Origin of the sequence: Micromonospora noduli (assembly GCF_003264475.1) — a bacterium.
GTDB classification, from domain to species: domain Bacteria; phylum Actinomycetota; class Actinomycetes; order Mycobacteriales; family Micromonosporaceae; genus Micromonospora; species Micromonospora noduli.
On the sequence record NZ_PYAC01000018.1, the window covers coordinates 1 to 20,052 of the forward strand.

Genomic DNA, 20,052 nt, shown 5'->3' on the forward strand with positions numbered 1-20,052 from the left:
CATCGACGGCCTACTCTTGACGACGCTGTTGCCCCTGGTCGGCTTCGTAGCCCTGACCGCGGGCAACGCGTTCTTCGTCGCGGCCGAGTTCGCCCTGGTCACGGTCGACCGGGCGGAGATCGACCGGCGGTCCGCCGCGGGCGACCAGGCCGCCCTGACGGTACGCACGGCGCTGCGCGAACTCTCCTTCCAGCTCTCCGGGGCACAGCTCGGCATCACCATCACCGCGCTGCTCACCGGCTACCTGGCCGAGCCGGCCCTGGCCCGGCTCTTCACCCCGCTGTTGCGCCCGCTGGCCGGAGACAGCACCGAGCGGCTCACGCCGTTCCTCGCGTTGGCCCTGGCCACGCTGATCTCCATGCTCTTCGGCGAGTTGGTGCCGAAGAACGCGGCGCTGGCCCGGCCCATGCCGGCGGCGCTGGCCACGGCCGGCCCGATGCACACCTTCTCCCGGACGTTCGGCTGGGTGATCCGGGGGTTGAACGGCTCGGCGAACCGACTGGTCCGGGCGCTCGGCGTGGAGCCGCAGGAGGAGTTGGCAAGCGCCCGCTCGCCGGAGGAGCTGGGCCTGCTGGCGGCCATCTCGGCGCGGGCCGGTGCGCTGCCCACCGACACGGCGATGCTGCTTCGTCGCACCATCCGCTTCGGTGACAAGCGGGCCGCGGAGGCGATGACCCCCAGGGTGGACGTGGTCGCGCTGCGTGCAACCGCCACCGTGGCCGAGCTGCTGGAGGAGTCGCGGCGGACCGGGCGGACCCGGTTCCCCGTGTACGAGGAGACCCTGGACCTGGTGACCGGGGTTGCCGCGGTGCCCGACGCGTTGGGGGTGCCGCTGGCCGACCGGGCGTCGACGACTGTCGGCTCGGTGGCCCGCGAGCCGGTGTACGTGCCGGAGAGCCTGAACCTGGACGGTGTCCTGGCCGCGCTGAAGGCGGCCGGGGCCGACCTGGCCATCGTGGTCGACGAGTACGGCGGCACTGACGGCGTGGTGACAGTCGAGGACCTCGTCGAGGAGCTGGTCGGAGAGATCGCCGACGAGTTCGACCCGGCGAGCGTGGACGACGACGGGTCGGCCGAGCTGACGGTGCCGGGCGGTGAGCGCACAGTGCTGGTCGACGGTGTGCTCCGCTCCGACGAGTTGGCCGAGCAGACCGGCTTCCGGCTGCCCGAGGGGCCGTACGAGACCCTGGCCGGGTTCCTGATGGCCCAGCTCGGGCACATCCCGCTCGCCGGCGAGACGGTCGAGGCGGACGGCTGGGAGTTCACAGTGGTCGAGGTGGAGCGGCACCGGATCGAGCAGGTCCGGGTGTTGCGCCCGGCGGATCCGGACGACGATGACTGAGCTGCTGGTGACAGTGCTGTTGCTGCTCGGCAACGGGTTCTTCGTGGGCAGCGAGTTCGCGCTCATCGCGTCGCGCCGGACGGTGATCGAGCCGCTGGCCGCCGGGTCGAAACGCGCCCGCTGGGCGTTGTCGGCGATGAACCAGATCCCGCTGATGATCGCCGGTGCGCAGCTCGGCATCACTGTCTGCTCGTTGGGTCTGGGCGCGATCGCCGAACCGGCGCTGGCTCACCTGCTGGAGCCGCCGTTCCACGCGGCCGGCCTGCCGGAGCGGGCGGTGCACCCGGTGGCGTTCGTGCTGGCACTGGGCGTGGTGGTCTTTCTGCACACGGTCGTCGGTGAAATGGTGCCGAAGAACATCACGCTGGCCGGTCCGGAGGTCTCCGCGCTCTGGCTCGGCCCGGCGATGCTGGCATTCTGTGTGGCCACCAAACCGTTGTTGCTCGCGATGAAATGGGCGGCCCGGCGGGTGCTCGCGTTCTGGCGGATCGAGGCGTCCGAGGCGGTGAAGACGGTGTTCACCGCCGAGGAGTTGGCCGGGTTGGTCTCCCAGGCGCGCACCGAGGGGCTGCTCGACGCGGAGCAGCACGCGCGGATCACCGGCGCGCTGGCCCTGCACGCCCGGACGGCGGCGGACGCGCTGCAACCGTGGTCGACGGTGGTGACGGTGGCCGAGGACGTCTCGCCGGCGTCACTGGAGGTGCTGGCGACCCGGACCGGCCGGTCCCGGTTCCCGGTGGTGCAGCGGTCGACCCGTCGGGTGCTCGGCTTCGTGCACGTCAAGGACGTGCTCGGGTACGCCGGGCAGGGCCGCCGGTCCCCGGTGCCGGCCGACGTCTACCGCCCGCTGGCGGTGGTGCCGCCGGACCGTACGCTGGCCGACCTGCTGCTGGCGATGCGTCGCGAACGGCGGCACATGGTGCTGGTCAGCGACGGGCGACGGCCACTCGGTGTGGTCACTCTTGACGATGTATTGACCGCAATCGTTGGGTGATGGACGAATACCCTTGGTGTGCAAGCGGTTGCACGACAGTGATGGTTACCGCGCTCGCCTTGATTACCGTCCCGAGCTTCCCTAATGTGGGGCACCGACCGCTGTGGGTCGTCTGCCTCGGCCCTTCCCTCACGCGAGGCGCCCGGCGGTCGGTTGCAAAGGAGTCGGTGCCGGTGGCAACCATGCCCCCTCATCGTCACGACCTGAACGCGTCTGCTCGCTCTGGTGGTCTGCGTCGCGCCGCGCACCGGGTGCTGGTCCTGGTCGCCGCCGCGGCGGTCGGTGCCGGTCTTCTGACCGCGCCGGCACACGCCGCGCCCTCGGTCGACGAGATCGAGGCGCAGATCGACAAGAAGTGGGAGCAGTTGGAGCCCACCATCGAGCAGTACAACAAGGTCCGGGCGCAGCTGAAGGTCAACCGGCAGAAGTCGGCGGACCTGCAGAAGAAGATCGAGCCGCTGGCGCTGCAGAGCGAGTTGGCGCTCAACCGGGTCGGCGATCTCGCCTCCCGCTACTACATCTCCGGCCCGTCGCACGACATCGGCGCGCTGCTGGTCAGCGCCAAGCCGGACACGCTCACCGAGCAGCTCACCATCCTCGACCGGCTCGCTTCGCAGGAGCGCAAGGAGGTCGAGGGTGTGCTGGCCGTGCGGGACAAGTACGACGGCGAGAAGCGGAAGCTGGACGCGCTGATCGTCACCCAGACCAAGCAGCAGAACGACCTGGCGGCGAAGAAGAAGCAGATCGACGGCGAGATCAAGAAGCTCGAGGCGTCGATGCCGAAGACCACTGTCAAGACCGCGGCCTGCCCGACCATCAACGGGGTGGTCAGCGCGGCGGCCCGTACCGCGATCAAGACCGCCTGCGGCAAGGTCGGCAAGCCGTACGTCTGGGGTGCCACCGGCCCGAACTCGTTCGACTGCTCGGGGCTGACCCAGTACGCCTACAAGGCGGCCGGGATCTACCTCACGCACCACACCGGTGACCAGTGGAACGAGGGCAAGGCCATCTCGCGCGGCGATGCCCGCCCCGGTGACCTGGTCTTCTTCTTCTCCGGCCTGAGTCACGTCGGGCTCTATCTGGGCAACAACACCATGGTGCACGCGCCACGTGCCGGCAAGCCGGTGCAGGTGTCCAGCATCAACACCATGCCCGTCGCCGGATTCCGCAGACCCGGCTGATCCACATCGCGCGACACGAAGGCCCCCGGTCACCGACCGGGGGCCTTCGTGGTTCTCAGCGCGGCGCGCCGACCGGGGACGGCAACAGCTGCACGTCGGCGAGGTCGACGTACATGATCCGGTGGCCGAACTGGATCTGCGCGTACCGGTTCTTGCCGCGAATCACCGTCCAGTCGCCGGGCGAGGAGCCGTCGAACGTGCTGGCCCGGTAGTACTCGCCGGCCAGCACCGCGCCGACGGCGTACCGCTGCCCGGCGGCCAGGGTGTACTGGAGCGGCGAGATCGCCTGGTAGGGCACCCCTTCCGGGTACGCGGACTGCTCCGGGTACGCCCGTCCGTAGACCGGAACGGTGGTCCGGCCGGGCTTCGGCGTGGCCACGACGCCGACGGTCCAACTGGCGGTCGGCGCGGACGCCGGGTTGTGGAACCAGGCCCGCTGCCCGAGGTACCAGATCGCCGTCCAGTCGCCCTGCCGCCCGGCCAGCGCGTACGTCTGCCCGGCGGATGCCCGGGCCCCGTGGTCCGACACGGTCATCGTGTTCGGGCTGCCGTCCGGGCGCAGCGCGATGTCGTTGACCAGCGGCGCGTCCGCGGACGGTGCGCTGCGCAGCACCACCGCCGAGGAGCCGCGTGGCGCGCAGGGCACGCCCGGGGTGACGCAGCCGGTGAACGCCGGCTGGTTGGTGGTGTAGTCCGGGTCGATCCGGACCATTCCGGTGGCCGGGGTGCCGGTGTCCAGCCGAGGTGCGTGCAGCAGGTCGAAGTAGTGCGTCCAGTCCCAGTACGGGCCCGGATCCCAGTGCATTCCCCGCACTGTCGAGGCGATGGTGCCGGGCACGTTGTCGTGGCCGATGATGTGCTGGCGGTCCAGTGGGATGCCCAGCCTCAGCGCCAGGTGTCGGACCAGCTTCGCCGAGGTCCGGTACATCGCCTCGGTGTACCAGGTGCCCTGCGCCGCGAAGCCCTCGTGTTCCAGCCCGATCGACTTCGCGTTGACGTACCAGTTGCCGGCGTGCCAGCCGACGTCCTTGGTCTTCACGTGCTGCGCGATGTGCCCGTCGACCGAGCGCAGCGAGTAGTGCCAGCTCACGTAGGTCGGGTCCTGGACGAGTTTCAGGGTCGTGGCCCAACTCGCCTCGGTGTCGTGGATGACGATGTACTCGATCTTCTGCCGGGCGGGTCGGTCGGAGAGGTCGTGGTTGCCGTAGTCCCCGTCGCCGAACGCTTCGTAGGGCGCCGGGATCCACTCGCAGGAGATGGTACGGGGGCACTCCACCCCGTCCGGGCGGGCCAGGCGGCGCAGGCCCAGCCGGTCCAACCAGGAACGCTCGGGCCGCACCACACGGGCCGGCAGGGTGATCCGCTGGCCGTCGTCGGTCACCCGGGCTTCGCCCGCGCCGATGGTGGTGAAGACCTCGTCGGCGAAGGCTGCCGCGGCGTCGGCGCTGTCCGCGCCCGAGTAGCGGGCGACCGCGCCGTACCAGGCCGCCGGGTCGGTGTCCGCGCCGACCGGCGCGCCCAGATCCCTCTGGTACGCGCTCAGCAGCGCGGCCCCACCCCGGATGTTGAGGCCCGCGTCGGTGCGCAGTGCCTCGGGGGTGGCGCCGGTCAGCGTGGCGGCGGCGTCGACGGTCTGCAATGCGGCGGTGGACGGCTCGGGTGCCTCGACCGGCCGGGGCGCGGGCACCCGGGCGGGACGGGAGTCGTCGCCGCGTGGGTCCTCGGCGCCGGCGTCGTGGTGGCCGCGCCCGGGTAGGGCGGCCACGTGCCGCGCATCGGTCAGGTGCATCGGACCGTAGCCGCCACTGGTGCTCGGTGTGCCGGCGTTGGTGTCCCAGCGCGACTCCAGGTAGGAGACGCCGAGCAGCACGACGGCCGGCACGCCGTACTCGGTGGCCGCTGCGGCGTACTGCTGCTGGCGGTCGGTGGTGGGCGCGGCGGCGGCCGGGCCGGCGGAGAGTGGCACAGTGGTTGCGGCGGCGACCACGGTGGCGGCGAGCAGTGCGCGCCAGCCGGTCGACAGGGTTGGATGGTGCATCGAACCCCCTAGATTTTCGCGGAGTGAGGTCAGGTCACCATCGCGCCGTCCGGGAGGTCACGTCAATACCTTTCCATCTATCGAAGCATGCGGAAAGAATTCTTCACACACGGTCGGTGACCTCGTCCAATCCGTACGGAGTGTCACTGCCGCACGGGTTGCGGATCGGTAACAAGCGTCTCTACTCTGGTCATTCGTCGGCCCGACAGCAGCTCCGCCCAGCCCGGGCGGTAACGGACCGACACCGCCGAGTCGTTTCCGAACGAACCGGGGACCCAGGTCCCTCGGGGTGAATCCGCAGCCACTGCGGTAGGGCGCCGACTTCCCGCCCGAACCCGTCAGCTAACCCGGTAGGCGGTCAGGAAGAAGGAGTACGGAACCCCGGTGGCACTCCATGCCCCGCGGCCGTCGTCCGAGCGGTCGGCATCAGCCGGTCCGTCGTCGATCGTGCCGCGCCCACGCTGGTCCCGCTTCACCACCGCACTCGCCGCGCTGGCCGGCATCGCCGTCGTTCTGACCGGCAGTGCCACGGCGGCCCACGCCGACCCGTCCGTCGCCGAGATCGAGCGCCAGATCGACGCCGACTGGAACAAGCTCGAACCGATCATCGAGCGGCACAACGCCACCCGCACCGACCTCACCGCGAAGCGCAAGCAGGCCGACGCGCTGGCCGCCCGGATCACTCCGCTTGAGCGCCAGGTCGACGCCGCGATGGACAAGGTCAGTGCCCTGGCCGTGCGCGCCTACATGGGTGAGAACGTCTCGACCGTCAACGCGATGCTGGGTAGCCGGTCGCCCAGCGAGGTGGTCGGCCAGCTGGAAATGCTCGACCGCTTCGCGCACAACCAGCAGAAGGACGTACGCCAGGTGGCCGACCTGCGCGACCAGTTGGCCGCGCAGAAGGCGCCACTGGACGAGATGGTGGCCCAGCTGAGCCGCACGGAAGCTCAGCTGGCGGCGAAGAAGAAGCAAATCAACGACGAGATCGACCGCCTACAGAAGTTGCGCCTGAAGGTGTACGGCAGCGGCGGCGGCGGTCCGCTGCGCCCAGCGCCCTGCCCGGGTAGCTACCCTGGCGGTGCCGCGGGCACGGCGGTCAAGTTCGCCTGCGCGCAGATCGGCAAGCCCTACGTCTGGGGTGCCGAAGGCCCGAACTCGTACGACTGCTCCGGGCTGATGCTGGCCGCCTGGGCGAAGGCCGGCGTGTCGCTGCCGCACAACGCCGCCGCGCAGAGCCGGGTCACCAAGGACGTCAGCAAGGGTGACCTGCGCCCCGGCGACCTGGTCTTCTACTACAGCGACATCCACCACGTCGGCATGTACGTCGGCGGCGGCTGGGTGGTGCACGCCTCGCAGGCCGGTCAGCCGGTAAAGATGAAGAAGGTCGACGACGGCCCGATCCACAGCTACGGCCGTCCAGGCTGACCCCGGGTGATCGAAGGGCCCGTCGCGATCCGTCGCGGCGGGCCCTCGTCGTCTCGGTCCTGGCGGCTGAACCTCAGCGGGTCGGCCAGGTGCGCCAGTGCCGCCAGGCGCGGCTGGGCGTCGGCCCCCGCTGGCCCTGGTAGCGCGAGCCGTAGACCACCGAGCCGTACGGGTGCTCGGCCGGCGAGGAGAGTCGGAAGATGCAGAGCTGCCCGATCTTCATGCCCGGCCACAGGGTGATCGGCAGGTTCGCCACGTTCGAGAGTTCCAGCGTCACGTGACCGGAGAAGCCCGGGTCGATGAAGCCGGCGGTGGAGTGCGTGAGCAGCCCGAGCCGGCCCAGGGAGCTCTTGCCCTCCAGTCGGCCGGCGAGATGGTCACCCAGCGAGATGACCTCCAGTGTCGAGGCGAGGACGAACTCCCCGGGGTGCAGCACGAACGGCTCGCCGTCGGGGACCTCGACCGCCGAGGTCAGGTCGTCCTGCTGCATGGCGGGATCGATGTGGGTATAGAGGTGGTTGTTGAAAACCCGGAACAGCCGGTCGAGTCGGACGTCGATGCTGGACGGTTGGACCAGCGTGGGCTCGAACGGCTCCAGGCCCAGCGTGCCGGCCTTGATCTCGGAGACCAGGTCGCGGTCGGAGAGCAGCATCGGACCACCATAGCCGCGTTGCCAAAAGTGGCCGGATTCGGTGCCGGTGACCAGCGCGTCGAGGTCGCTGCTCGTACATTTGTTCGATAGAATGCCCACATGGCTTCCTGGTCCGAATTCGCCGCCGACGAGCCCCGACTCGCCGACGGGATCCGCGTTCTCCTCCAGCAATACGGGCCGGGCTTCGGCTATCTGGCCACGGTCCGTGCCGACGGCGGGCCCCGCGTCCATCCGGTCTCCCCGGTCATCACCGCCGAGGGGCTGTTCTGCTTCATCATCGACTCGCCCAAGCGCCGCGACCTCGAACGTGACGGCCGTTACGCGCTGCACTCGTTCCCTGCGGAGGAGAGCGACGACGAGGCGTACGTGGCGGGGCGTGCCCGTCCGGTGACCGATCCGGTCCTCGTGGCGCAGTTGGCGCACAGCGCCCGGGCTGAGCCGCAGGTCGACTGGCGGCTCTTCGAGTTCACGGTCGACGTGGCCATGCTCACCCGCCGCGAGCAGCACATCGCTGGCATCCCGGGCCTCGCGCCGGGTCGGCCGGCCGTTCGGGTCTGGCTCGACCCAAACGCCCCGTCGGCGGTGGCCGCGCCCCTCGCCGTCCCGCAGGCGCGCCCGACCCGCCTCAGCCGTGACGTCCAGTGCACGGCCGCCTGACCAGGGCCGGAAGATCATCGGTGCCGGCTCAGTCGTAACGGAGCCGGCACCCGCCGCCCACCGCCTGCGGTGATCAACTCGACTTCAAGAAGATCGCGGTGTCCCAGCGCTCCGGATGCCCCGACTTCCAGAAAGCCGAGTGGATCAACCCGGGCGGAGCGGTACGGGGACACCTGCGGCCGGCGGGGGTACCTGGGTGCACGGGTTCGACGACTCGGGTACAGTGGTGCCGCTTGCGGGTGTAGTTCAATGGCAGAACATCAGCTTCCCAAGCTGACAGTGCGGGTTCGATTCCCGTCACCCGCTCCACTGCGAAGGCCCTGGTCAGGACGTCAGTCCGAGCCAGGGCCTTCGACGTTGCGGGGGCCTGCAGCGCCGGACGGGCCATCCACGGGCCACTAGCCACGCTTCTTGCCCGCCTTTGCTCGGCCTTTCACGGCGTCGCTCACAGGTTCGCCCCGGTCCGGGACACCAGGGCGTTGCCGGTGTGCCGCAGGTCGTGGAAGTGGAAGCCGGGCAGGCCGGCCGCAGCCACCGACTCGCGCCACTTGCAGGCGGTCTGGAAGTTGGAGCGGCGTAGGACGGCACCCTTCGCACCGGTGAGGACGAGGGCGTCCTGGTCCTCGTCGACGAAGTCGTCCAGGTATGAGCGGATGTTGCGCGACGGCCCTGCGGGCCGCCCTTGAGCACGGAACCTTTGCGACCCCTCGGCCGGCTATTGCGGGGCAGGCCAGGGGCCTGCCCGGGGTGCACGCGCCGCATCCCCGCCACGGCCTCGTCGTGACGTGCGGCGTCAGTTCTCGCTTGACGTTGGAAGGGTCTTCACGATCGCCGCCGCCAGGGTCATCGCCTTCTCCTGAGCCGCGGCGGTGATCTCGGCAGCGGAGTTTTGCTTGCGTGGCCACAGCGTGAGCGCCTCGATGCTGATCAGCAGTGGTCCGTGCGCGAAGACCAGCCGGGCGTCGCCGGGCAGATAATTGACCCCTGCGTCGATTTCCGGGTTCACTCGTTTCACCGTCGCCGTGGTTAGCCGCGCGCTCGTCGAATCGATGGTCACCGCGCGTGACCCCCACCGGGCAGTCGCTTGGCCGATGTTGAGGTGGAAGTCGTCGCTCGGGCAGCGTGCGGTTCGCGCCCTCGTTTCGGCGGCGACGGCCGCAGACGCATCCGACAAATGGACCACCCTGACGTCCAAGAGGGTCATCGGGGTTTGAATGTTCTGGAAAGATGGCACGGGGTTGACCTCAAGGCCAGCCGCCCACACTGCATCAAGCTGCAACCCGGCCCCCTTTGCCCGGTCCGGGTCGGCGGTGAGCAAGTCGCAGGGTTCGTACCACGCTTCGCCGATCTCGATCTCGCCCTGCCGGATGTCGTCGCCGACACCGGCCTGCTCGACCAGCCCGCCAACAGTCGCCATCAGAGCCTGCGGCTCGCTGGGTAGAGCCGAGCGCGTGGGGCTCACCGACGGCGGCGGCGGTGCCGGCGGGACAGGCTGTTCCACGCAGCCGGCAAGTCCCGCCAATACCAGCACGCTCGTGATGAGTGGTCCCCCGCGTATCCGATCACCCACACTCATTGATCCCCCGATTCCATTCGGGCCGCAGCATACTGTTTTTCGCCTCCGGCGACTGCCCGTGCCGTTTGGACGACGAGGCTGGCGCTGTCGCCTCGGTCGGGTCCAAGGCGACTCGTACGACAACGCGATGGCCGAGGCGTTCAACTCCCTCTACAAGGCCGAACTCGTCCGCAACCGAGGTCCGTGGCGCGGGCTCGACGACCTGGAGATGGCCACCGTCGAGTACATCGACTGGTACAACAACCACCGCTTGCACGGCGAGCTCGGGCACATCCCGCCCGCCGAACACGAGGCCCTACACGCGATGACCCACCCGGTCACCGCACCCCTGAAAACCAGCTGACCATCAAACTCGGGGCTTGACATTGTGCGATTCCCAAGCTGACAGTGCGGGTTCGATCCCCGTCACCCACTCCACTGCGAAGGCCCAGGTCAGGACATGTTCCCGACCTGGGCCTCATCCGTTCCGATCACTTCTTGCGCTTGCCGTACCCGCTATCTGCCCGATCCTGACTCCCCTTGCGCTGCGAGTCGAGCGAGCGGCGATCTGCTCGTCCTGGTGCGGTTACGCCGCTACTACTCCAGAGCTGCGAGAAGGCTAGCGGCGGCACCGACGAGCGCAGCGATGCTGCCGATCAGCGCTGCCCACTCACCTGGCGTGGTTGGCCGGCCTTGGCCTGTCCGTCTCTCTCGCCTGTTCGTTCGCCTCATCAACCCTGCGCCTTCCTCGGCCCGTGGTTGCAGGTCAGGAGCAACACCGACAACGGATGTACTGCCCTGTCCCCGCACCTTCTGCTGGTCTCACAGGCAGTAGGTCCGTCACCAAATTGGCTTACGTAGCGCTTGAATGCAGGTTGCATCACCAATGGGCATGGACCCCGCACGGGTCCTCGCTGGCGGGCTGCTGTGGGAGGCAGGGCGCACCCAAGTGGACGGCGTGGTCCTGTCATTCGGTGTCGCCCGTCGCCCGCTCCACGGTCGAGGCCCTAGTCAGGACGCTGTGACTTCCGTACCAGCCGGCGCCGGTGGTATCGCACCCAGCGGGAACTCGCAGATGGTAGGCCAAGGGTTGATGTCCGGCGTTCCGGCAATGAGCCGGACTCTGTCGATGGCTGCGTTGATCGGTAGGTGCGCGGAGATGGTTTCTGCGGCGTGGCTCAGCGTGGGCTTGGCGGCGTCATGACCGATGGTCAGGTGCGGCACCACGTCGCTGTGCGCCCCGGCATACGGGGGCGCCTCGGGGAACTGCTGACACACCGCCGAAGTGAGCCCCCGGAACGGGCGAGCTGGCTGTGGAGCAAGCCAGACGACGGTGTCACCAAACCAGCCGACGTGTGTCAGTGCGACGTCGAACCGCGGTATGCCGGCGATGGTCTCGCGCAGCACCGCCAAGACCTGCTCATCGATCTGCTGTGGGGGCAGGAACGGGTAGAGGACGGTCACGTGCGCTGGCACCCCCCACCCGGCGGCCCGGTCGAGCGATGCCCGGAACCGCCCCACCGCCTCCTCAGCCTCGGGTATCGGCACGATGAGGGCCGTCTGTGTCGGTTCCATCCCCGCAGTTTCCAACGACAATGGGTGCCGGTCCACCGGATTCGCCGCCCGCCGCAGGAGGACGTCGCACCCACAGAACGGCATCGAGCTCGGCCAACAGCAGAGTCCGACGGGCGTGGTGTGCAAGCTCCCCGGAACCACATTCGTGCGGCGAGGAAGGACGCCCCTATCGGTAGTCGGCGAAGATCCGGCGTTCCACGCCGTCGACGGTGATCGGGCCGCCGTGAGGGAGGATCCACTGTGGTCTGGTGTGGCCGAATGGGACCCCGACGCAGACGACCGCCTCGGGGTTGTATCGGGTCACCACGTCGACGACAGTGTCGCGCTGCTGCTCGCGTAGCCGTGCCCGATCGGCGGCCGGGGGTCGACGGGTGTGGTCGGAGACCGGCGGACGGGCGACCAGGACCGCGTCGACGGCGCTGAGGAAGCCGCGTTCACCCAGTGATCGGACGATCCAGCCGACCTCGCGTGCGGGGAGAAGTTCCTCCGACGTCTCGATGATCAGCACCCCACCGTGCAGGGCCTCCGGGGAAAAGGGGAAGCGTCCCGCCGTCAGGATCCACTGGATGACCTCCAGGCAGCCACCCCAGGTGGGGCCGGTGACCGCGCGGGGCGGCCCGTACCAGCTCCACGGCTCCGTCGGTTCGCGCTCTCCAAAGGACTTCAACGCCTGCGGGTCTGCCCAGTCGATGCCGATGTCCTCGGACTCACCCGGATCGGTGATCTCCAGCTGCTCCCCGGTGAGCAGTGCCGCCCGCAGCGACCGGACGTGGATGTCGTCGACGGCAGGCCCGGGGCCGAGGTGCACCTGGGAGGACCCGCCGTAGAAGCTGGCGATGCCGAGGCCCCAGAGCCAGTGGTGCAGGTTGGTGTTGTCGCTGGTGCCGAGGAACGGCTTCGGGTCGGCGCGGGCCAGGTCGGCGTCCAGGTGGGGGATGACGGTGATCTGGTCGTCGCCGCCGATGACGGCGAGAATGCCGCGTACCTGGGGGTCCGCGAAGGCGGCGTTGATGTCCGCCGCCCGCGCTGCCGCGCTCGCACCGACCTGGCGGGTGGTGGGGTATTCGACCGGGACGAGGCCGGTCAGGTCGGCAAGCCGTCGCATGGCCTGCTCGTGGATCCCGGGATAGGCACCGGGCGCAGCGAAGGACGGCGAGAGGACCGCGAGGTGGTCCCCCGGACGTGCTTTCCGAGGACGAACGAGCTCATGCGCCATGTCGAGATCCAACAGGTCGGCCAGCCGGTGCGCATCTCATTTCGGGACGGGCGCCAGGAGCTTCACGCGTTTCTCCTCCGCCCCGACAGCCGCCGGCGGAGCGGGTGCCGGCGACACGGATGCTTCTCATGTTCATGGCAAGATCTGCCAGGTGCAGGTCGGGATGCTTGGTCCCTTCGAGGTTCGCACGGACGTCGGCACCCTCATTGACGTGCCGGGCGCGCGACTGCGCGGGCTGTTGACCGCCCTCGCGCTCAACCCGGGACACGTGGTCCCGAAGGGGACCCTCGTCGACTGGATCTGGGGCGAACATCCGCCCGCCGAGGCGGCGAACGCCCTGCACCGCCTGGTTTCCCGGCTGCGGAAGGCGCTGCCGGAGGGGTCGATCGAGGGACAGACGGACGGCTACCGGTTGCTGGTCGAACCCGACGTCGTCGACGCCGTACGGTTCGAACGCCTCGTCGGCCTGGCTCGCGATGACGAGGGCCCGCAGCGGGTACGGCGGCTGCGCGAGGCCCTCGACCTGTGGCGCGGTGCGGCGATGCAGGACGTCGGTCTTGTCGACAGCACCGCGCTCGACGCGGCGGTCACCCGATTCGACAGGCTGCGTCTGACCGCCCTGGAGGATCGCTTCGACGTGGAGGTCAGCCTCGGCCGCGGGCCGGAGCTGGTCGCTGAGCTGACCGACCTGGTGGCCGCGCACCCGGTGCGGGAACGGCTGGTTCTCGCGTTGATGCGGGCCCTCGCGGCGAGCGGCCGAGACAACGAGGCGCTGCTCGTGTATCAGCGCACGAGCGAGGTCCTGGCCGACGCGCTGGGCGTCGACCCCTCACCGGAACTCGCGGCGTTGCACGTCGCGCTCCTGCGGGGTGAGGTGCAACGCCGCGAGGAGAACCGGAAGACCAACCTTCGCGCCGAGTTGAGCAGCTTCATCGGTAAGGACGAGGCCGTCGCCGAGGTCGGCGCGCTCGTCGCCGAACACCGGCTCACGACCCTGATCGGGCCGGGTGGCTCCGGGAAGACCCGGCTGGCCACGGAAACCGCGCGCAGAATGCTCGACAACCTGCCGGACGGCGCCTGGCTGGTCGAGTTCGCCGCCATCGGCGCGGACGGTGACGTCGTGCAGGCGACGCTCACGGGGCTCGGACTTCGGGACGCTCTGCTCGGCGAGGCACCGAGCATGGAGTTGATCGACCGGCTCGTCGCCGCGATCCGCGAGCGGGAGGCGCTGCTGATCCTGGACAACTGCGAGCACGTGATCGATTCGGCGGCGGTGCTCGCCGACCGGCTGCTCGGGGAGTGTCGGCGACTGCGGATCCTCGCGACGAGCAGGGAACCGCTCGGCATCACTGGCGAGGCGCTCTGGCCGGTCGCGCCACTGGCCCTGCCGGACGTCGACGCCGACCCCAGCGAGATCGAAACCTCTCCCGCTGTCCGGTTGCTGCGGGACCGAGCGGTCGCGGTGCGGAGGGATCTGGCGGTCGACGATCTCACGTTGTCGACGATGGCGCGGATCTGTCGGGCGCTGGACGGGATGCCGTTGGCGATCGAACTGGCCGCCGCCAGGTTGCGCACCATGTCCATCGACCAGCTCGCCAGGCGGCTCGACGATCGGTTCCGTCTGCTGACCGGCGGAAGCCGTACCGCGTTGCCCCGGCACCGAACGCTGCGCGCGGTGGTCGACTGGAGTTGGGAGCTGCTGACCGACGCGGAACGGGCGGTCCTGCGCCGGCTCTCGGTGTTCTCGGGCGGGGTGAGTCTGGAAGCGGCCGAACGGGTCTGCGCCGGCGACGAGGTCGAGCCGGAGGACGTGCTCGAACTGGTCACCGCGCTGGCCGAGAAGTCGCTGTTGGTCGCCGAGGGCGACGAGACCCTGCGCTACCGGATGCTCGGCACGATCAAGGAGTACGCCGCGCACCGCCTCGTCGAGGCGGGGGAATCGGACCTGGCGCGCCACGCGCATCTGACGTACTTCACCGAACTGGCCGAGACCGCCGAGCCGCAGCTTCGCCGCGCGGACCAGGTGAAATGGCTCGCCGCTCTCGAAGTTGAGCACGACAACATCGGTTCCGCGATGCGTGGGGCCCTCGCCGCCGGTGAAGCGCCCGCGGCCATGCGACTGGCCGCGGGCGCCGGCTGGTACTGGTGGCTCGGTGGCCACCGGACCGAAGGCATGGAGCTGATCACGGCGGCCACTGAGACGCCTGGTGAGGTCAGCGACGAGATCCGGGCCACTGTGTACGCGCTCGTCGTGCTCTTCGTGAACTCGGGACCGGGCGACGAACACCATGCGGCGGAGTGGATCCACAAGGCGTACGAGTTCAGCCAACGCAGTCACGGCAGCCACCCGGGGATGGCGCTCGTCGTCCCGCTGGAACGCATGTTGCGAGCCCCGGACGCGATCCTGGCCGCGTGGGAACCGCTGCTGAACGACGAGGATCCCTGGGTACGCGCACTGGCCCGGTTGCAACTCGGCAAGATGCGGATCATCTTCGGCCAGGACGGTCGGGATGTGGAGGCGTATCTCGTGGCGGCGCTCGCCGAGTTCCGGGCACTCGGCGAACGGTTCGGGATCTCCTTCGCCCTGACCGAGCTGGCGGAGTTGATTGCCGTACGCGGTGAGTTCGCCGGTGCGTGCGAGCACTACGAAGAGGCCGCCGCGGTCGTCACCGAGGTCGGCACCGTCGAGGACATCATCCGGATACGGTCCCGGCAGGCTCAGCTGTACTGGTTGCTTGGTGATGAGGAGTCCAGCGCGGCTGCCATGGCCGAGGCGCGGCGATGCGCGGCGCGGGTCACGTGGCCGGGTGCGTTGGCAGTGCTGGCCCTGTCACAGGCGGAACTCGCTCGCTGGCGTGGCCACGCCGACGAGGTGGCCCGCCAGGTCGGTGTCGCGACGACAGTGTTGCGCGACGAGGCGGAGCAGGCGCACATCCGCGTGGTGACCCACGACCTGCTCGGTTATGTCACGGACGATCTCGGTGAGGCGCGCAGACACCATTCCTTGGCCTGCGAGGCGGCAGCCGCGACGGGACACGCACCCTCGATCGCGCGGGTACTCGTCGGCGTCGCGGACCTGGCGCTGCGCCGTGACCAGCATGAGCAGGCCGCGCGGCTGCTCGCCGCGAGCACCGGTGTGCGCGGACGGCAGGATCATTCCCAGCCGGATGTGGCCCGGATCGAGCGGGAAATACGGCGCCGCCTCGGCGAAGCGAGCTTCGCAGAGGCGGCGCGGGAAGGCAGTCGGACGGACTGGAACCGGTTGGTAGCGGTCACGCTCGCTTCGTGAACGTGGATCGCGCCCACAGGTAGCCGACGAGAGCGATGCCGACGCACCAGACGAGGGCGGGGATCAGGTCACCGCTGGACGGCGTTCCGTTGAGGAACCCGCGCAGGGTTTCGATGATCGGCGTGAAGGGCTGGTATTCCGCGAACTCCCGCAGCCCGGGCCCCATCTTGTCCGCTGGCACGATCGCGCTGCTGAAGAACGGCAGCATGACCAGCGGTACGGAGGCCAGCCCCGCCGTTTCCGGAGACTTCGCCGAAAGCCCCAGGGCGACAGTGAGCCAGCCGGCGGCGAAGCCGAGCAGCACGATCACGCCGATCGCGCCGAGCCAGCCGAGGAGGCTCGCCGACGGGCTGAATCCGAGCAGGAAGGCCACCCCGACAAGGGCGGCGATGGCGACCAGGTTGGTCAGCACGCTGGCGACGACGTGACCGGTCAGCACCGCACCGCGGGAGACGTGCATGACTTTGAACCGGTTGATGATGCCCTTCGTCATGTCGGAGTTCACAGCGGTTGCGGTGGCCCCCAGCCCGTAACAGACCGCCAACAGCATCAGCCCGGGAGTCGCGTAGTCGATGTAGTCGACACCGACGTTGAAGGCGTCACCGAACATGTACACGAACATCAACATGATCACGATAGGCATCAGGACCGCGTTGAACACCGAGGTCGGGTTCCGGGCGATGTGCTTGAAGTTGCGACGCAGCATGACGATCGAGTGGGACTTGGTGCTCATTTCGCGGAAACCTCCTGGGTGCGGCTGCCCGTCAGGGCGAGGAAAACGTCGTCGAGGTCCGGCGTCTGCACGGAGAACCCTTCGGCGCTGATCGCGTACTCGTCGAGGCGGTCCAGCAGGGCCCGCAGTGAGGCTGTTCCGCCGTCGCTGGGAACCCGCAGCGCCAGTGCCTCGTCGTCCCGTGTGGAGTCGGTGAGCACCCGGGCGGCCGCGTCGAGTTCGGCGACGGTGGTGAACCGGAGCCGGACGTGAGTGCCGGGGATCTGGCGCTTGAGCTCGTCGGGCGTGCCCTGGGCGACCAGACGCCCCTGGTCGAGGACGGCGATCCGGTCGGCGAGCTGATCCGCTTCCTCCAGATACTGAGTGGTGAGGAAGATCGTCACGCCGTCGGCCACCAGGTCACGGATGATCGACCACATCGTGCGGCGGCTACGTGGGTCCAGGCCCGTCGTCGGCTCGTCGAGGAAGATGATCCGCGGGTCGCCGACCAGAGTCATCGCCAGATCCAGCTTCCGGCGCATACCACCGGAATAGGTCGACACCGGCTTCTGTGCCGACTCCACCAGATCGAACCGCTCCAGCAACTCCGTGACGACCCGCCTGCCGTCCTTGCCCGGAACCTGGCTGAGATCCACCATCAGTTGCAGGTTCTCTCGGCCGGTCAGCAGTTCGTCCACCGCCGCGAACTGACCGGTGACCCCGATCGCCGCGCGCACCGCCTTGGCCTCGGTGGCGGCGTTGTGCCCTGCGATGCGTACGGTCCCGCCGTCGGCCTTCACCAACGTGGTCAGCACGTTCACCGTCGTCGTCTTACCCGCCCCGTTCGGGCCGAGCAGGGAGAAGATCGTGCCCGCAGGGACATCCAGGTCGATGCCGTCGAGCACGACCTTGTCCTTGTAGGCCTTCCGCAGCCCGGAGACTGCAATCGCTGAACTCGTCATGCAGCTACCATCGGCGGCTGGGCTGTCACCCCCCTGTCATGGCCCTGACACGGCCACTGACACCGTGTTTCTCCTTGTCGCGCCCCCGTGGTAGTTCCTGCTGGACCACGGCACCGGCTAGGGTCCGGCTTGGAGGTGGTCCGTGTTCACCGAAGCCTTCCCGATCGTGACGACACCTGACCTGCCACGACTGATCGCGTTCTACCGGGACGTGGTCGGCTTCGAGCTGACCTACCGGTTCCCGGACGAGGGCGCCCCGGAGTTCGTCGCTCTGCGGCTGGGCAGCAGCGAGCTCGGCCTGGCCGCCAACCCGGAGGCTGGCGGGCCGGCCGACTCGCACCGCTGGGAGTTGTGCGTCTACGCCGACGACTGCGACGCAGCCGTGGGCGCGCTGCGCACGGGTGGGGCGACAGTCACCGAGGAGCCGGTCGACCAGCCGTGGGGCGAGCGGTCCGCGCGGGTCACCGACCCCGACGGCAACCGGTTGCTGGTGCTGGCCCGGCTCTAGACGGCAGTGCCGGGGAGGAGGGCGGTCATCGCCTCCAGAACAGGAGATGGGTGACCCCACTGGGGCTGGGCACCGACTCGAGGTGGAAGCGGTCGAGCAACTCGTCAGGGCTGCCCCACAACCGCTCGCCCCGGTGGAGGTCGACGGGCGCCACGGCGATGTGCATCGTGTCGACCAGATCGGCCTCGATGAACTCGCGGATGGTCGCGACCCCACCACCGAGGCGTACGTCCCGACCCTCGGCTGCCTGCTTCGCCTCGGCCAGTGCCTCGGCCGGGCTGACATCGCGGAAGTGGAACGTGGTGTCGGACAGGCTGAACGACGGGCGCACGTGGTGGGTGAGCACGAAGACCGGCGTGTGAAACGGCGGGTTTTCCCCCCACCAGCCCTGCCAGTCATGGTCCTTCCAGGGGCCACGCTGGGGGCCGAACTTGTTGCGACCCATGATCTCCGCGCCGATGTTGCACTCGGCGTCGCGGGTCAGGTAGTCGTCCAGGCCACGGGTGCCGCCCGGCTCGGTGCGATACACGAAGCTGGCGGTGGCGGCACGCCAGGAGAACAGCGGGGTGGGGTCCGCGTGACCGAAGGGCCGTTCCAGGCTCTGCCCCTCTCCGGTCCCGAACCCGTCGCGCGAAACGTTGAAGCACTGCACCCGCAACAGTTGCGCCATGGTGTCTCCTCCTTCCTCCGATGGGCCGTGATTCAGTTCGCGGTGACCGTCGGGCCACCGCCGCGGCCCCGGTCGTCGAGCACGAGCGGGGCGCGACCGCGCACCGCGTACCGGATGTGGGTCACCTGTGGGGTGGCAAGGACGCGGGTCGGCGTCAGCTCGACTCCCTCCCGGTCACCCAGGTCGAGGTCCGCGTCGAAGAGCCGCAGGCCGGTGCCGAGCACAACCGGTACGACGTGCAACTCCAACTCGTCGAGCAGACCGGCCTTGAGCACCTGCCGCACCAGACTGCCACCTCCGGCCACCGCGACGTCCTTGCCTCCGGCCACGGCGCGCGCCTGCTCGACGGCGCTGGCCACGCCATCGGTGACGTAGGTGAAACTGGTGCCCCCGCCCTTCACCAGCCGCTGGCGGGGGCGGTGGGTGACGACGAAGACCGGCGCGCGAAACGGCGGCTCCTCACCCCAGGGGATCTCACCCCCGTCGGCCATCCGGCGCCCCATCACGTACGCGCCGGCCGCCCCGAATGACTCGGCGATCACCTCGGAGTTGGTGTCCTGCTCCCCGCCGGCGAAGCCCTGCCGTTCGCGCCAGGCCGCCGCTTCGGTCGCCCACCGGGTGACCCGGAAGAATTTCGCGCTCTCCGCCGAGTCCATCCAGTTGCCGTTCCCGTCGAACTGCGGGCCGGCGTAGAAGCCGTCCACCGACACCGACAGCTGTGCGGTCACCTTCGTCATCGCGCTCTGGTCCTCTCCTCGGGCGACACCCCGCCTGGGTGCCGCTCCCCGAGGGGTCGGAGCCGAACGCGATGTCCCTACCGGGAAGAAGTGTGACCCGTGCCACTCTCGGGCTCGGTCAGGCACCACGTCCCGGCGTGTTCCGGGTCGCGTGACCAGCGCATCCGGGCCCTTTCCTCCGGGCGGGGGCTCCAGTCCCGGTAGGGCGCGAGGGCCACCCGCCAGGCGATCACCGCGAAGAAGTAGAGGCCCGGGCCGACCAGCCAGAGCAGGGCATCGCGTCGCCGGTAGGAGGCGTACGGCGCCAGCCACGCGGTCGCCGCCATCGGCACCGCGACCGCGCTGAGATCGGCGATCGGCCCGCGGCCGAACCGGGCCTCGATCAGCTCGCGGAGAACGAGGGACGGAACCATCACCCCGACCAGCAACGCCACCGTGCGGATCATGCGGACTCGACGCGCCCGGCGATCCGGGGATACGCGGTCAGCAGCCGCTCCTTCGGTGGGCATCCCCGGAGGGTACGGGCTGGCCGCAACGGT

Annotated in this window: 17 protein-coding genes, 1 tRNA gene, 1 pseudogene and 1 riboswitch; of the genes and pseudogenes, 9 read left to right on the forward strand and 10 right to left on the reverse strand. The window is 69.4% G+C overall.

Features of this window, described 5'->3' with window-relative positions:
* Window positions 1-28: 28 nt before the first annotated feature.
* The 3 genes from MED15_RS19710 to MED15_RS19720 all read left to right on the forward strand — a co-directional run bounded on the left by MED15_RS19710 (window position 29) and on the right by MED15_RS19720 (window position 3,517).
* Window positions 29-1,342 carry a hemolysin family protein gene (locus MED15_RS19710; protein WP_112736615.1) on the forward strand — a complete coding sequence of 438 codons (1,314 nt, stop codon included), beginning with the start codon at window positions 29-31 and terminating at the stop codon, window positions 1,340-1,342.
* Complete coding sequence (locus tag MED15_RS19715; RefSeq protein ID WP_112601088.1) at window positions 1,335-2,336, forward strand: hemolysin family protein; 1,002 nt, start codon at window positions 1,335-1,337, stop codon at window positions 2,334-2,336. Before MED15_RS19710 ends, MED15_RS19715 begins: the two co-directional genes overlap by 8 nt.
* Window positions 2,337-2,503: 167 nt before the next feature.
* Entirely contained in the window at window positions 2,504-3,517 is a 1,014-nt protein-coding gene (locus tag MED15_RS19720; protein ID WP_225855105.1) for a C40 family peptidase, read from the forward strand.
* 55 nt (window positions 3,518-3,572) lie between these two features.
* Here MED15_RS19720 and MED15_RS19725 read toward each other — a convergent pair whose 3' ends face one another.
* Complete coding sequence (locus tag MED15_RS19725; protein WP_112736581.1) at window positions 3,573-5,555, reverse strand: N-acetylmuramoyl-L-alanine amidase; 1,983 nt, start codon at window positions 5,553-5,555, stop codon at window positions 3,573-3,575.
* 235 nt (window positions 5,556-5,790) lie between these two features.
* Window positions 5,791-5,926: riboswitch (cyclic di-AMP (ydaO/yuaA leader) on the forward strand.
* Window positions 5,927-6,002: 76 nt separating this feature from the next.
* Between MED15_RS19725 and MED15_RS19730 the strand changes: the two genes are divergently transcribed.
* Complete coding sequence (locus MED15_RS19730) at window positions 6,003-6,980, forward strand: C40 family peptidase (protein ID WP_244220515.1); 978 nt, start codon at window positions 6,003-6,005, stop codon at window positions 6,978-6,980.
* A gap of 73 nt (window positions 6,981-7,053) precedes the next feature.
* Here the strand turns inward: MED15_RS19730 and dcd are convergent, their stop codons facing one another.
* Window positions 7,054-7,632 (reverse strand): dCTP deaminase, encoded by a 579-nt coding sequence (dcd, locus tag MED15_RS19735; protein WP_112736617.1) that lies wholly within the window; start codon window positions 7,630-7,632, stop codon window positions 7,054-7,056.
* Window positions 7,633-7,731: 99 nt separating this feature from the next.
* Between dcd and MED15_RS19740 the strand changes: the two genes are divergently transcribed.
* Entirely contained in the window at window positions 7,732-8,289 is a 558-nt protein-coding gene (locus tag MED15_RS19740) for a pyridoxamine 5'-phosphate oxidase family protein (protein WP_112586041.1), read from the forward strand.
* A 235-nt stretch (window positions 8,290-8,524) separates the two neighbouring features.
* Window positions 8,525-8,598 (forward strand) — tRNA-Gly (locus MED15_RS19745).
* A 484-nt stretch (window positions 8,599-9,082) separates the two neighbouring features.
* Here the strand turns inward: MED15_RS19745 and MED15_RS19755 are convergent.
* Complete coding sequence (locus tag MED15_RS19755) at window positions 9,083-9,706, reverse strand: hypothetical protein (protein WP_112601103.1); 624 nt, start codon at window positions 9,704-9,706, stop codon at window positions 9,083-9,085.
* Window positions 9,707-9,939: 233 nt separating this feature from the next.
* Here MED15_RS19755 and MED15_RS33565 point away from each other — a divergent pair.
* Window positions 9,940-10,208 (forward strand): annotated as a pseudogene (locus MED15_RS33565) (integrase core domain-containing protein); the annotation flags it as partial.
* A 647-nt stretch (window positions 10,209-10,855) separates the two neighbouring features.
* On the opposite strand, the gene MED15_RS19765 reads toward MED15_RS33565, so the two are convergent.
* Together MED15_RS19765 and MED15_RS19770 are read right to left on the reverse strand one after the other, a co-directional pair.
* Window positions 10,856-11,419 (reverse strand): 2'-5' RNA ligase family protein, encoded by a 564-nt coding sequence (locus tag MED15_RS19765; RefSeq protein WP_112730507.1) that lies wholly within the window; start codon window positions 11,417-11,419, stop codon window positions 10,856-10,858.
* A gap of 166 nt (window positions 11,420-11,585) precedes the next feature.
* Window positions 11,586-12,524 carry an LD-carboxypeptidase gene (locus MED15_RS19770; RefSeq protein ID WP_244220516.1) on the reverse strand — a complete coding sequence of 313 codons (939 nt, stop codon included), beginning with the start codon at window positions 12,522-12,524 and terminating at the stop codon, window positions 11,586-11,588.
* A gap of 262 nt (window positions 12,525-12,786) precedes the next feature.
* On the opposite strand from MED15_RS19770, the gene MED15_RS19775 reads away from it, so the two are divergent.
* Window positions 12,787-15,924 carry an ATP-binding protein gene (locus tag MED15_RS19775; protein WP_112736585.1) on the forward strand — a complete coding sequence of 1,046 codons (3,138 nt, stop codon included), beginning with the start codon at window positions 12,787-12,789 and terminating at the stop codon, window positions 15,922-15,924.
* On the opposite strand, the gene MED15_RS19780 is transcribed toward MED15_RS19775, so the two are convergent.
* Together MED15_RS19780 and MED15_RS19785 are read right to left on the reverse strand one after the other, a co-directional pair.
* Window positions 15,908-16,657: an ABC transporter permease gene (locus MED15_RS19780; RefSeq protein WP_112586046.1), complete on the reverse strand. Its 750-nt coding sequence runs from the start codon at window positions 16,655-16,657 to the stop codon at window positions 15,908-15,910. The genes MED15_RS19775 and MED15_RS19780 overlap by 17 nt on opposite strands.
* Window positions 16,654-17,598, reverse strand: a complete 945-nt coding sequence (locus tag MED15_RS19785) for an ATP-binding cassette domain-containing protein (protein WP_112736587.1) — start codon at window positions 17,596-17,598, stop codon at window positions 16,654-16,656. The genes MED15_RS19780 and MED15_RS19785 overlap by 4 nt, the downstream gene beginning before the upstream one ends.
* A 142-nt stretch (window positions 17,599-17,740) precedes the next feature.
* On the opposite strand from MED15_RS19785, the gene MED15_RS19790 reads away from it, so the two are divergent.
* Window positions 17,741-18,106, forward strand: coding sequence for a VOC family protein (locus MED15_RS19790; protein ID WP_112586050.1), 366 nt, complete (start codon window positions 17,741-17,743; stop codon window positions 18,104-18,106).
* Between the two features lie 25 nt (window positions 18,107-18,131).
* On the opposite strand, the gene MED15_RS19795 is transcribed toward MED15_RS19790, so the two are convergent.
* The 3 genes from MED15_RS19795 to MED15_RS19805 all read right to left on the reverse strand — a co-directional run bounded on the left by MED15_RS19795 (window position 18,132) and on the right by MED15_RS19805 (window position 19,959).
* Complete coding sequence (locus MED15_RS19795; RefSeq protein WP_112736589.1) at window positions 18,132-18,776, reverse strand: dihydrofolate reductase family protein; 645 nt, start codon at window positions 18,774-18,776, stop codon at window positions 18,132-18,134.
* Window positions 18,777-18,808: 32 nt separating this feature from the next.
* Entirely contained in the window at window positions 18,809-19,513 is a 705-nt protein-coding gene (locus MED15_RS19800; protein ID WP_112586054.1) for a dihydrofolate reductase family protein, read from the reverse strand.
* Window positions 19,514-19,590: 77 nt separating this feature from the next.
* The gene (locus MED15_RS19805; protein ID WP_112601095.1) at window positions 19,591-19,959 is read right to left on the reverse strand and encodes a hypothetical protein; all 369 of its coding nucleotides are present in this window, start codon (window positions 19,957-19,959) and stop codon (window positions 19,591-19,593) included.
* Window positions 19,960-20,052 lie beyond the last annotated feature (93 nt).

Excerpts from the sequence above, each read along its gene's own strand:
- MED15_RS19755 (WP_112601103.1), bottom strand. The coding sequence starts at position 9,706 with ATGGCGACTGTTGGCGGGCTGGTCGAGCAGGCCGGTGTCGGCGACGAC.
- MED15_RS19785 (WP_112736587.1), bottom strand. The coding sequence starts at position 17,598 with ATGACGAGTTCAGCGATTGCAGTCTCCGGGCTGCGGAAGGCCTACAAG.
- MED15_RS19740 (WP_112586041.1), top strand. The coding sequence starts at position 7,732 with ATGGCTTCCTGGTCCGAATTCGCCGCCGACGAGCCCCGACTCGCCGAC.
- dcd (WP_112736617.1), bottom strand. The coding sequence starts at position 7,632 with ATGCTGCTCTCCGACCGCGACCTGGTCTCCGAGATCAAGGCCGGCACG.
- MED15_RS19780 (WP_112586046.1), bottom strand. The coding sequence starts at position 16,657 with ATGAGCACCAAGTCCCACTCGATCGTCATGCTGCGTCGCAACTTCAAG.
- MED15_RS19795 (WP_112736589.1), bottom strand. The coding sequence starts at position 18,776 with ATGGCGCAACTGTTGCGGGTGCAGTGCTTCAACGTTTCGCGCGACGGG.
- MED15_RS19805 (WP_112601095.1), bottom strand. The coding sequence starts at position 19,959 with ATGATCCGCACGGTGGCGTTGCTGGTCGGGGTGATGGTTCCGTCCCTC.
- MED15_RS19770 (WP_244220516.1), bottom strand. The coding sequence starts at position 12,524 with ATGCGACGGCTTGCCGACCTGACCGGCCTCGTCCCGGTCGAATACCCC.
- MED15_RS19765 (WP_112730507.1), bottom strand. The coding sequence starts at position 11,419 with ATGGAACCGACACAGACGGCCCTCATCGTGCCGATACCCGAGGCTGAG.
- MED15_RS19800 (WP_112586054.1), bottom strand. The coding sequence starts at position 19,513 with ATGACGAAGGTGACCGCACAGCTGTCGGTGTCGGTGGACGGCTTCTAC.
- MED15_RS19715 (WP_112601088.1), top strand. The coding sequence starts at position 1,335 with ATGACTGAGCTGCTGGTGACAGTGCTGTTGCTGCTCGGCAACGGGTTC.
- MED15_RS19725 (WP_112736581.1), bottom strand. The coding sequence starts at position 5,555 with ATGCACCATCCAACCCTGTCGACCGGCTGGCGCGCACTGCTCGCCGCC.